The organism is Maribacter sp. 2-571 (assembly GCF_050589625.1).
Taxonomy (GTDB): Bacteria; Bacteroidota; Bacteroidia; order Flavobacteriales; family Flavobacteriaceae; genus Pelagihabitans.
This window is the reverse complement of record NZ_JBNGOP010000024.1, coordinates 11,980-23,677: the sequence shown is the minus strand read 5'-3', so window position 1 is coordinate 23,677 and position 11,698 is coordinate 11,980. Positions and strand designations below refer to the sequence as shown.

The window sequence follows — 11,698 nt, the reverse complement described above, 5'->3', positions numbered from 1 at the left end:
TTTGGGCGCATCACTGTTTTAGATACCAATCGTATTGTTTTTGTATACCTTCTTTCAAGGATATGTTATGTTTCCATCCCAAATCGTGCAATTTTGAAACATCGGTCAACTTTTTCATGGTTCCGTCGGGTTTATCGGTATTGAACACGAATGTACCTTTAAAGCCAATAATTTCCGAAATGAGGTTCGCCAAATCTGCTATGGAAACATCTGTACCGGTACCGATGTTGATATGGGTATTGCGTACTTCGGTGGTGTCTTTGGAATAGGTATCCTTAAAGTCCCTTTCCTGCATTAAAAAGACGCAGGCATCGGCCATGTCTTCCGACCATAAAAATTCCCTCATCGGTTTTCCACTACCCCAAATCTCAACGGAAACACCGTCTTCCAAATTTGGTTGAAGTCCATACTTTTCAAGAATTCCTTTTATATCGGACGTAGAAGCTTCTCCGTTTACCCCTTCAATGGGCAAACGGTTCAAATCCGCCCGAACGCTGTCCCAATCTTCATTTTCTAGGGCCTTTCCCAAGTGAATTTTTCGAATTAGGGCCGGTAGTACATGTGACTTTTCTAAATCAAAATTATCGTTGGGACCGTATAAGTTGGTCGGCATTACCGAAATGTAGTTGGTGCCGTATTGGAGATTATAGCTCTCACATAGTTTGATGCCCGCAATTTTGGCTATGGCGTAAGGCTCATTGGTATACTCCAAGGGATCCGTTAACAGATAGGTTTCTTTCATCGGTTGTGGACAAGCCTTTGGATAGATGCAGGTGCTTCCCAAAAACAATAGTTTTTTTACCTGATGCAGATAACTCTGGTGAACCACATTGTTTTGGATCATCAGATTTTCATAAATGAATTCTGCACGATAGGTATTATTGGCTACAATGCCTCCCACCTTTGCGGCTGCGAGAATAACGTATTCCGGACGCTCCCGATCAAAAAAATCGGCTACGGCCAAGGCATCTGTCAAGTCCAGTTCAGCATGCCTCCTGGTAACAAGGTTGGTATATCCCCTGGCGGTCAAATTTTTCACAATAGCGCTACCTACCAGTCCGCGATGTCCGGCGATATATATTTTGGAATCTTTTTGCATGAAATTAGGCTATGCTGTACAAATAGGGTTTGAATTCTATTCGAAATAGTTTAAGGTACGGTATCCTCCAGTCTGTAAAAAACGGTCTTTTTGCATGAGTTTCAGGTCACTTTGCATCATATCCTTCACCAGATCTTTTAGTTCGAACTCTGGGATCCAGCCCAATTTGTTTTTGGCCTTACTGGGGTCGCCGATCAACAGTTCGACCTCTGTTGGCCTAAAGTACTTGGGGTCCACCGACAGGACTTCCTTACCAATTTCAATTTGGTAGTCCGGGTTATTACAGGCTTTTACAAAGGCCTTTTCGTTAACACCTTCCCCTTTGAACTCCAATTCGATATCTGCCTCCGCAAAGCTCATCCGTACAAAATCACGGACCGTTGTCGTTTTTCCGGTGGCAATTACCCAGTCTTCTGCCTCATCCGCTTGAAGGATCATCCACATCATACGAACGTAATCCTTTGCATGGCCCCAGTCTCTTTTCGCATCCAGATTTCCGAGATAAAATTTATCTTGAAGTCCTAACGCTATTCTGGAAGCCGCCCTGGTTATTTTACGGGTGACAAAGGTTTCTCCACGGATCGGTGATTCGTGATTGAAAAGAATACCATTACAGGCATACATGTTATACGCTTCCCTGTAATTCACGGTTATCCAATAGGCATACATTTTGGCCACCGCATATGGGCTTCTTGGATAAAAAGGAGTGGTTTCACTTTGCGGAACTTCCTGTACTTTTCCATACAGTTCCGAAGTGGACGCTTGATAAATTCTGGTTTTTTTGCCGAGCCCTAAAAGCCGGACCGCGTCCAATATGCGCAAGGTTCCTATTCCATCCGCATTTGCGGTATACTCGGGTACCTCGAACGATACATGTACGTGGCTCATTGCCGCCAGGTTGTAAATTTCGTCAGGCTGTATTTCTTGGATCAGCCGAATCAAATTGGTACTATCGGTCATGTCGCCATAATGCAGGATAAAGTTTCTATTCTCTACATGTGGGTCTTGGTATAAATGGTCTATCCTATCGGTATTGAACAAAGAGGATCTTCTCTTTAGTCCATGTACTTCATATCCTTTTTTTAACAAAAACTCGCTTAAATAAGCGCCATCCTGTCCGGTAACCCCGGTAATCAATGCTACTTTTTTCATGAAATGAAATTTGTTTTTCAATTACTGCTGGACATCGTCGAACAGTGATAAAAATGTTCCCGCCAATGGTTCGGGATGTTAAAAGTATAACGTTCATTTACTTGAGAAATTTTCTCTTCTTTCCGATACGCAATACCAAAATTTACGCAAACTTAAAGATGTTCCCTTTAATAGTAAACTTTATGTCCACATATATGCATAAAAAAACGTTATATCGACACAATTTACCATTACGAGTGGTTTGTCATCAAATTAGTATCGTTCATTTATACCTGACATCGGTGGATTGAAGCGAGTTCATTAAAGAGCGGCTTACCACCATCGTTTAACATTACGTTGATACCGCATCCAAAGGGATGTTGCTTCTTTCCTTATAACTTTCATGTCTTTTTAACGGTATAGTGATTTAGGAGACATTCAATATTTGGTCGTAAACCTGCACAAGCCTTTTGCAATTATTTTGTCGATGGTGTCGTTTAGTGGCCACCTCAATTTCTTTTTCCGACAATGAACGCGTCAAATCGCCATCTTCAAATAGCTTTCGCATGCAAGAAGCCAACATTTCCACTTCCTCGAAACGGTATAGTAGGCCGGTTTCCCCGTCGCTAATGAAAGTAGGTACTCCACCTACATATGAGGCAATGGTAGGCACGCCCAGTAGTTGTGCTTCACCTACCGAGTTGGGGCTGTTTTCGATACTTGACGGACAAATAAAAACATGGCTTTTTAGGTATTCGCCGACCATTTGTTCTGATTTAAGAAATCCTAAAAAACTAACATTTTTTTCTAGGTCATTAGTGTCTATTATGGATTGTATGTATTTTCCATAGCCTTTGCGTTTCAATTTCTTTTTGAAACCAGCATCGTTCATTAAAATATTACCACCGGCAATACGGACCTGCAGGTTTGGGTAGAACGGTTTTAAAAGAGCTACAGCTTTCAAAACCATATGGAGCCCCTTTATAGGATACCCCGCTTGACTTAGGAAAATGGTGTGCGGTGCCGCATTGTTCAAATCCCATTTTTTGGAGGTATAAAAAATATCGCGCAACGACTCGTCTGCATGGTAATAAGCCGCCTTGGGTGCCATAGTGGATATATGGTCCTTATCCCATTGTGTGCGACCTATAATGTGCTTCGCATTTTGTAAATATACTTTTTCCACCAGTCGAGCTCTTTTATAAAAGGAGCTTTGTGCATGTAAAATGGTATCCCGTTTAAGCACATCCCTAAACGTAATGTTTTTTACAATTTGTTTGGTGGGAATCCCTGCGGTGTAGTACCGAGCGATCACCCCGATCAATCCTTGTATGGAAATAACGTGTTTCATTTTAGGATAGGCTTTTAACAGGGAAAGACCCTGCGCATATTCCGTTCCGTGGATGTGTACCAGATCCGGCGCGACCGTTTCGATCAGTTTTTGCCATTTGGGCACCAAACTTTGATCGTAAAATGTTTTGGGTTTATTGGATTGTAATAGGTAGTATTGAATACCGGCCACGGATACCTGCTCGTCCTTCCCAAAATTGGTTACCGTTGCAACAGTAAGCGTTACGTTCGACTCGCTCAAGTCTTTAGCAAGCCCATACATCCAGCCTCCTACCACCGGTGGAGCTTTTCCCAATGCTATGGCCGCATCGGGGAAAAGGGTATTGGTTATCCATAAAATTTTCATGATGCGCTTTTTTGGCCCCTCTTGTTTTGTTCCGACTTTCTGGTCAAAGATAATTCGAATTACACGTAATACTTCTTGTTCTTTTTTTCAAAAACCATGAAAACATTAGTTTCCAATTATTTGTTGCATGGTCTTTATCTGTTCATGAGGATTATATTTTTTGTCGATAACCGTATAGGAACGTTTTCGTACTTCATCCCGTTCCCTTGTTTCTAAGGCGATCCAGTGCTCAATAGTTTTGCAAAGATCTTCGAAGTCCTCATTTTTATAAAAATCACCGGTTTCTCCGTTTTCAATAACTTCGTGTTCGGGCATTTGTGAAGGAAAGTGGTCGTTCGTTATTACAGGGGTCCCATAGGTTGCGGCATGGACGGCAGTAAGGCCCACCGGACCCGGTGATACACAAACATGAGCGTTGTACATCAGGTTTCCGATTTCCAATTCTTTATAACTGGGCCCGTAGAACCAAATATTGTCTTGTAGGCCCATTTCGTCAACCATTTGTGAAACGGGATCGTCTCCTGTTTCTTTTCCAATGAAAACTAGGTTACATCTTTTTTGGGGCGTGTTTATTTTTTTTACCGCCTCCACCAACATCGGTAATTTTTTGGATTTTTGGATGCGCCCAATGTATACCACTACCGGAAGGTCATTTTTAAAGTGGTCTTTATAAATGTCCGAGTACTTTAGTTGACTCCTCACTTTTAATTGTTCGTCGTAGTCGAGGGAATTATAGATGAGGTGTAACCTTTTTGCATCAAACCCTTCTTTGATCATCAGTTGTCGGGATCGATCTCCATATAGAAAGAGATGGTCGAATAGCTTAAAAAAAGTTTTGGCGAGTTTTTTGGTCTTTTCCGTTTCTCCTCCTTTTAGCCCATGGGCCCATCCGTAGGTTTTTTTACCAAGCAACTTGGCCAATAACAAAGTTGCCCAGCTCGATAGGTAATATGGCGAGCTATTGATCAAAAAATGATCGTAATGGGAAAATGGCAATCGCCAAATGGAATGCTGCCATATAAATCGGTTGCCAAGTACTTTGCGGTTTTTCACCGTTTTTTTATACCCGCTAAGTTTGGCATAATCCATTTTTTTTATGGGTGCAAAAATAGTGTCTCCAAAGTAAAAATCGCAAGGTAGGGCGGCATCCATTAATTTATAGATGGGTTCACGGTAGTGGCTGCCAATATTGAAAATGCAGCAAATAGTATTTTTCATGATAGTGTATTGTCCGAATTGGGGGTTTATTATTTTTGTGTGGTTCTTGTTCCCAGCGTATCCAGGATATTTCGGGTGATGATTTCCGCTACTTTATTTTTTCTAGCGCTTCTTAGTTGCGGTGCATTAAAATCATCCAGGCCCCAACTCCATTGTATGGTACCGTTCGCAAACACCGTACTGTTCGATGGAGTCCTGTAAATGGTCATTTGGGAATAACTTGTTGTCACTATTTTTCTGTTTTGTCGCAATACCATTCTCCAAAGTATAAAGAGAAACAGGGATACCCCCAAAAGTTGAAGTATTCCGAACAAAGACCATAACGTCTTTCCTGCAACCGCGAACAACAAAAAATTGAACAGGATCGCTCCGGTTAAAAAAAGGATAAGAAAACTTCCACTTTTTTTAGCTACCCAATCCCTAGGAAAATACAGTCTTCTACAAATCTTTTGTAATAGCTGCTTTATAGCGTAACCATAATTGTTATATAACAAATTTGTTGCCATGGAATCGGCCAGTACTGTAATATTTTTTGGGGATTGTTCCGTTACATGATCCACTTCATAGCCAAGCACCCCTTTGATGCGGTCTCCTTTTTTTAAATGGGTTCCTTTAAAGGCCCAATGCTCCGGATGGGTCACAACAATATCACCGTCCACCGGATCGATACTATGTTCTACGCCCAACAAGGCCGATTCCGGTTTGTTTACCGGTGGTTCCCGAAAATTGATAGTTAGTTTTTTTCCTTGAATGGGATCGGTTCTATCCTTATAGCAAATGATAGTTCTTGGTTCTTTGTTGTCTTTTTCGGAAAAGGCCAATCGAATTTGCCAAAAACCCGTATTTCCGGCAAAGAAAGCCAAGTTTACTCCCGAATTCCGAGCTTGCTCTAGGTTTTCCCTCATTTCCATCGACCAATATTCGTCGTGGCCGTGTGCAATGAAAAGCGTTTGTTTCAATAGTAATTCCGGATGTGAATGCGTATCCAGATTGGTACAGTAGGAGAGGTTATAGTTGTTTTTTTCAAGCCAGCGCACCATGTTGTAATCCCAAGCCGCGCTGCTTATGGGGTAAAAGTGTGAAGTAACCGGTTGAATGTTGGTGAAGAATTCACCAGCTCCTACACCATAAGCGGCTTTTGGGTCATTATTGGCGGCATATGGTCGGTCAAAAGAGACCTCGATCGCTCTTTTCCCGGTTTGCTGCCCCCATTTTTCCCATGATCCACTGCCCCAGTCGTACAAGGATTTACCGCCCCAAAAGTTATAGGCCTGGTAGGTATTTACCGGTAGTTGAAACAAAATGGTAGCTTCGCAGCTCATATCCTTTACCACAAAAATGATGTAACTTTCTTTCTTTTGCGTTTCTTCCTGAAGTTTCGCCACATATACCCCTGTAAGCCACTCTTTTGGTATTTTTAGCCGATATGGGTCGGTCCATTGGCAAGCGATCAATCCCGTTTCGCTATGCGCCCTTGGCATCTGTTGTTGGATTCCCTTGCGGGTAATGGGTCCGTAGACCGTTCTCCCCCCAAGGCCACCGTACCAGCCCATGCGATATATTGAAATGGTGTATTGTGGTGCTTCGGTATGTACGAAAAAATGAATCTCTTCTCCTGCGGTAACACTGCTCAAGGAGGCATACCCTTCAATTTCACGCCTTGAGGATGGGTTTTTCAACTGCCAATCAGTTGTCCCTTTTCGCTTGTTTTCAATCGCTATTTTTGTAGTGTCAGAGCTCATTTATGGTTTTCTTACCACATGATACTTCGTGTTACCGATCAACTGGTTGCCCGGTAGGCCGGAAAAAAATCGGAATGTTTTCGTTCTCCGACCAGGGTATCGTAAACCGAATTGTTCACAATGTACTTCCAAATTTTGAAATCACGATAATCTTTGGAAAAAGAGGCTTTAAAGTTAAAAAGGGAATCTTGTTCGCTGCCGAGACCGCCACCCAAGTTAAAGGTGGTATATCCTTCCTGGGTCGCTTTTAACCGCATCTCATCCAAAAAAAGGTTGGCCGGTGCAATGTTCAAATACTCCGTTCTGCTTCCCGATAAATGGAATTGTACCATACTGTTCGTTTTTACGAACATGGAGCCGGCAATGGCCAATTGGTCCTCTTCATGGATTACCAATAGGATATCCGTCTCAAAATCGGAACACTCCAAAAAATCGAAGAAGTACTTTCTTGGAAAAAAGTAACTTTCCGCGGCCGACAAACGCTTCATGTTCTCGTAGTAAATATCGATAAAGGTATCGATGTCCTCCGTAGTGGTTGCGCTAACGACCTTGCAGAGCCTCCGGCATTTATTGGTCCTGTTTTTGGTGCTTTTTCCATACTGCGTGCGCTGTTCGTCCACACTTTTTGTCAAATCGATATTTACCGTTTTTCCAAGGGTGATTACCTGGCCAAGTCCTGCTAAAAGCGGTTCTTGGTAGTTAAGGTAGGGATGTAATCGTGAAAAAACCGAAACGACCTTCAATTCGGCAAGACAGCTGTTGAACATGGTTTGAAACAGGCCAAGGTCGGCATCCTCCAACGTACCTTTCTGCAATGGACCGGCGTAGCCATACACGGACGTTAGGTCAACATATGGTCCGTCCGCTATCGTACGCTTTAAAAAAGGGATGACCAGATGTAGGTGTTCATCTTTATACATTACCAAAAGCGGGGTTTCATCAGCATTTTTGGATAAGTGGTGGTAATCGTACGTATGATAAAAATCATAGCCGCCTATCGCTTTCAGTGCGTTGCGCCATTCCTCTTTTTCTGTAATTAGGGATATCATGTTAGCTATACAAAGGTTACAAATTGTTGTGGTTTCTTTTACGCTTTCTCCGTTCTATCGGCCTTGCCAAGTGTTTAGAAAAAGAAAAATAATGGGGCGTACCCTCATTAAAATTTAATCAGGGCTATCTATTTTACGCTCCGTACCCATAAACATTTCCATGGTTACCGTCTCATTTGCGGAAACGCCTTCTGAAATAAATACTTTATGCACCGTCTTCAATAAAATGCGAAAATCGGTCACAAAACCGATGTTTTTAACATACCAGATGTCGTGTGCAAATTTCTCCTCCCAGCTGATCGCATTTCTTCCGTTCACCTGGGCCCAGCCGGTAATCCCCGGTTTTACCAGATGTCTTTGGGCTTGTTCCCGATTGTATCGGGTAAGGTAGGCAACCAAAAGGGGCCTAGGGCCTACGATGGACATATCTCCTTTTAAAACGTTCAACAACTGGGGCAGCTCGTCCAAAGAACTGTTACGGATCCATTTTCCTATAGTAGTCATTCTTTCGAAATCGGGAAGGAGATTACCGTCCGGATCTTTACGATCGTTCATGGTCTTGAACTTGATAATTTTGAAGATTTTCTCGTTTTTTCCCGGGCGCAACTGAAAAAAGAACGGTTTTCCATTGTTGGAATACAGCAAAATTAAGGTCACCGTGATGACAATGGGCGATAGCAAACTTAGTGCCAACAGGGCAACAAAAAAGTCTAAAAGCGGTTTTACTACTTTAGTGTACATGGCCGATACTAGTTCATTTTAATTTTGTCGTAGACTTTTAAAGTCTTTTCGGTCATTGCGGGAATGGTGAATTCCTGTAATGCTTTTTCCTTTGCATTTTTTGCCAAGGTCATCCTAAGGGTATCGTCAAAAATCAAGGTTTCCAATGTTTCGGTAAGACCTTGAACGTTTTCGGTCTCGAACAACATACCGTTAACTTTATGCTCAATTTGCTCATAGGCCCCTTCTACATTACTTCTTACCGGACAGCATTCCGACATCATCGCTTCAATGGTAGCCAAAGGAAAGGATTCCATTCTTGAGGGGAGCACAAAAACATCAAAAAGGTCGTAAAATGGTTTTGGGTCTTCAAAGGGTACCATATGTACCATATTTTCAATTTCCGCTTTTTCGATCAGGTCTTTCAGCCAAGTATGTTCGTCACTACCCGCGGTACCACCTAAAAAAACAAAACTGATCTTAGATTTTGCGCTGTCGTTAAGGCCCTGTAGCGCTTTTATCATAATATCGCTCCCTTTGCGCAGGGAAATGCTCCCTACAAAGCCAATAACAAGGTTTCCTTTTGGAATACCCAAGCGATCCGAAAGCATCGCCTTGTCCGTGTTGTTTATCGGTTTTGAAAACCGTTCCGAAACCCCATGATGTATCAGACTGGTATGCTTCTCCGGCATACCGAATACCTCCTTTGCGAACTGGTAGGACTCCTGACTGATGGCAATCATATGATTCGGGTTCTTATACTTGAAGTTTTTTTTCAAATACAGTATATGTATGGTGGTGGTGAATTTTAGCCTCATAAACCAAGGTATAAAGGTCATATAAGGCGATTGTGAATGAATGACATTCGGTTGATAGGCCCGAATGTCCCGCATAATTTCGATTACCGATGCAACGGCATCCACGCCTTTGCGTACTAAGCTTCCCTTAGGGGTCTTGAACTCTTTAATTTCGACACCCAAATCCACAAAGGCCTGATGAAAATCATCCACTCTGTTCGACGCGCCTTCAATTTTACCCCCGGTAATCAAACGCACCTGATGCCCTTTTTTAACAAGCCCCTCCGCAAGGTCGATGGTATGTGTGGTGACGCCCGTTTGTTCAATTCTACTGAGTAACAATACGATTTTCATGTAAACGATTCAATTTCGTTGATTTACAGGGGAGCTGTTTTACTTGTTCTATCGAACTTACAACGGTAAAGTTCTTAATTTTTTACGTAAAGACAAGGATGATGCCGTGCCAGGTCCGTTGAACTTTAAAAATATCCGTTTTATCAGGCTTTTTTACTTTTGATTTCTTTTTCGGCCGCTGCGATTACCGTTGCAAATTGTTTGCAAAGGATGGATTTATCGTACTTTGTTTCCGCTAATTTTCTTGAATTTTCACCCATGCGAGCGACGGTTTCCGGGTTTTCCATGAGCCAAATAATTTTTTCGGAAAATTCAGAGGGCTTTTTCGGGTCAACAAAAACACCACATTCATAGGTTTCTACAAGATCTTTGGTCCAACCCGGAGAGTTTACGATCAACGCTTTTCCTGCCGAAAGGGAATCGAACAGTTTGTTGGGTGAATTGGTGGCCAAAATTGGGAGGTCGGAAAAGGTAACCAAGGACACATTACAGAAATTGGTGATCTTGGATAGTTTTTCCATACGTACATTTCCAAAAAAGTGTACATTTTTTAAGCCTAGTTCCGCCGTTTTCGCCTTGAGCATTTTTTCCATGGCGCCGTGGCCCAAAAAAAGGAACTCTATGTTTTCACGGTCCTTTAACAGTGTTATGCCGTCCATAACATAGTTCATGGCATTGGCCAGTCCCATCGCGCCAAAGTAGATGACCTTAAAAGAGTCCTCTTTCAAACCCATTTCAAGCAATAGCTCCGTATCGTTTTCACGGGGCCAAAACGCGTCAATTTTGGACATGTTGGGAATCATGGAAACCAATTTCGGATCAATACCTTCCTGTAGCACGCCGGCCTCCATGCCAGGGCTTAAGGCTACGATCCGTGTAGCTTTCTTATAAATTCTTCTTTCGAACCACTTGGCGATACCGATGATAATCCCATTTTTCAGGGCACCCATTTGTATCGGTACTTCTGGCCAAAGATCTCTGACCTCGAATACAAAGGGTATTTTTTTCATCCGTTTCAACACCAATGCGGGAAAACCTACGGTAAGTGGAGTAGAGGTGGCCAAAACCATATCGACATCCTTCTCTTTCCAAGCAAGGCGAAGCGATTTGAACATAAAACGAAGAAACGAAAGGAGCCTTTTAAAAATACCCATATCGTTTTCATAGGGGATATTGATGTAAATAACGTTTATTCCATCGACTACCGTACGCTGTATGGGCCGTTCCATTACCTTATCGGTAGTGGTGAGCATGGTAATTTCATGCCCGTTTTTCATAAGCTCCCGGCTTATCCAATACGATCGGGTACCTCCCGGTTCATAAGGGGTCCTAAAATATTGATGTATATAGAGTATCTTCAATTCGAAAAGTATTTAGCGTCCAGTTCCGCCAGTTTTAAACGGGCATTTGATTCGTTCATTGTCCAATAGCCTGATTCTTTGATCGCTTCAAAAATGGTCGGATCGAGCCTTTTTTTGTAAAATTTGGCAGGACTTCCAAAATAGATCGTGTTTTCCGGTACATCGGTGTTTACGAAGGATGCTGCGCCAATAACGGCACCGTCCCCTATGGTTACTCCCCGTTTGATAATGGCACCGGCACCGATCCATACATCGTTCCCTATTTTTGTAATGGCGGTGCTTCCCTGTTTTTCGGTCAATCTGGGACTGGTACTCAACCACCAATGGGAGTGTTCCATACCTCCGATTTGGACCGCGGCAGCGATGGAGCAGTAATTGCCTATTTCGCACATGTTCATTACGGTATTGACGGCAATATAGGTTCCCATGCCCACTGTGGTGTTCGAAACCAAGGTGTTCGATCCAATACGCGCAGTATGGTGTACACGGTTATTTTTGAGCATATCTTTTGGATACCGCAATATATGTTTC

At 42.6% G+C, this 11,698-nt stretch carries 10 protein-coding genes; all 10 read right to left on the bottom strand.

What is annotated here, in order from left to right; translation table 11 throughout:
• Positions 1 to 10 precede the first annotated feature (10 nt).
• Entirely contained in the window at positions 11 to 1,099 is a 1,089-nt protein-coding gene (locus ACRD7P_RS15830) for a GDP-L-fucose synthase family protein (protein WP_430908620.1), read from the bottom strand.
• A 36-nt stretch (positions 1,100 to 1,135) separates the two neighbouring features.
• The gene (gmd, locus tag ACRD7P_RS15825) at positions 1,136 to 2,251 is read right to left on the bottom strand and encodes a GDP-mannose 4,6-dehydratase (protein WP_430908619.1); all 1,116 of its coding nucleotides are present in this window, start codon (positions 2,249 to 2,251) and stop codon (positions 1,136 to 1,138) included.
• A gap of 406 nt (positions 2,252 to 2,657) precedes the next feature.
• Positions 2,658 to 3,926 carry a glycosyltransferase family 4 protein gene (locus ACRD7P_RS15820; RefSeq protein ID WP_430908618.1) on the bottom strand — a complete coding sequence of 423 codons (1,269 nt, stop codon included), beginning with the start codon at positions 3,924 to 3,926 and terminating at the stop codon, positions 2,658 to 2,660.
• Between the two features lie 105 nt (positions 3,927 to 4,031).
• Positions 4,032 to 5,144, bottom strand: coding sequence for a glycosyltransferase (locus tag ACRD7P_RS15815; RefSeq protein WP_430908617.1), 1,113 nt, complete (start codon positions 5,142 to 5,144; stop codon positions 4,032 to 4,034).
• Positions 5,145 to 5,173: 29 nt separating this feature from the next.
• Entirely contained in the window at positions 5,174 to 6,886 is a 1,713-nt protein-coding gene (locus ACRD7P_RS15810) for a N,N-dimethylformamidase beta subunit family domain-containing protein (RefSeq protein WP_430908616.1), read from the bottom strand.
• Positions 6,887 to 6,924: 38 nt separating this feature from the next.
• Positions 6,925 to 7,935, bottom strand: a complete 1,011-nt coding sequence (locus ACRD7P_RS15805) for a peptidoglycan bridge formation glycyltransferase FemA/FemB family protein (RefSeq protein ID WP_430908615.1) — start codon at positions 7,933 to 7,935, stop codon at positions 6,925 to 6,927.
• A gap of 114 nt (positions 7,936 to 8,049) precedes the next feature.
• The gene (locus ACRD7P_RS15800; RefSeq protein ID WP_430908614.1) at positions 8,050 to 8,676 is read right to left on the bottom strand and encodes a sugar transferase; all 627 of its coding nucleotides are present in this window, start codon (positions 8,674 to 8,676) and stop codon (positions 8,050 to 8,052) included.
• An 8-nt stretch (positions 8,677 to 8,684) separates the two neighbouring features.
• Positions 8,685 to 9,806 (bottom strand): glycosyltransferase family 4 protein, encoded by a 1,122-nt coding sequence (locus tag ACRD7P_RS15795; RefSeq protein ID WP_430908612.1) that lies wholly within the window; start codon positions 9,804 to 9,806, stop codon positions 8,685 to 8,687.
• A gap of 143 nt (positions 9,807 to 9,949) precedes the next feature.
• The gene (locus ACRD7P_RS15790; RefSeq protein WP_430908611.1) at positions 9,950 to 11,167 is read right to left on the bottom strand and encodes a glycosyltransferase family 4 protein; all 1,218 of its coding nucleotides are present in this window, start codon (positions 11,165 to 11,167) and stop codon (positions 9,950 to 9,952) included.
• Positions 11,164 to 11,670: a DapH/DapD/GlmU-related protein gene (locus tag ACRD7P_RS15785; RefSeq protein ID WP_430908610.1), complete on the bottom strand. Its 507-nt coding sequence runs from the start codon at positions 11,668 to 11,670 to the stop codon at positions 11,164 to 11,166. Before ACRD7P_RS15785 ends, ACRD7P_RS15790 begins: the two co-directional genes overlap by 4 nt.
• Positions 11,671 to 11,698 lie beyond the last annotated feature (28 nt).

Bases quoted from the DNA above. Each gene is read 5' to 3' on its own strand.
- ACRD7P_RS15830 (WP_430908620.1), bottom strand. From the start codon at position 1,099: ATGCAAAAAGATTCCAAAATATATATCGCCGGACATCGCGGACTGGTA.
- gmd (WP_430908619.1), bottom strand. From the start codon at position 2,251: ATGAAAAAAGTAGCATTGATTACCGGGGTTACCGGACAGGATGGCGCT.
- ACRD7P_RS15820 (WP_430908618.1), bottom strand. From the start codon at position 3,926: ATGAAAATTTTATGGATAACCAATACCCTTTTCCCCGATGCGGCCATA.
- ACRD7P_RS15815 (WP_430908617.1), bottom strand. From the start codon at position 5,144: ATGAAAAATACTATTTGCTGCATTTTCAATATTGGCAGCCACTACCGT.
- ACRD7P_RS15810 (WP_430908616.1), bottom strand. From the start codon at position 6,886: ATGAGCTCTGACACTACAAAAATAGCGATTGAAAACAAGCGAAAAGGG.
- ACRD7P_RS15805 (WP_430908615.1), bottom strand. From the start codon at position 7,935: ATGATATCCCTAATTACAGAAAAAGAGGAATGGCGCAACGCACTGAAA.
- ACRD7P_RS15800 (WP_430908614.1), bottom strand. From the start codon at position 8,676: ATGTACACTAAAGTAGTAAAACCGCTTTTAGACTTTTTTGTTGCCCTG.
- ACRD7P_RS15795 (WP_430908612.1), bottom strand. From the start codon at position 9,806: ATGAAAATCGTATTGTTACTCAGTAGAATTGAACAAACGGGCGTCACC.
- ACRD7P_RS15785 (WP_430908610.1), bottom strand. From the start codon at position 11,670: ATGCTCAAAAATAACCGTGTACACCATACTGCGCGTATTGGATCGAAC.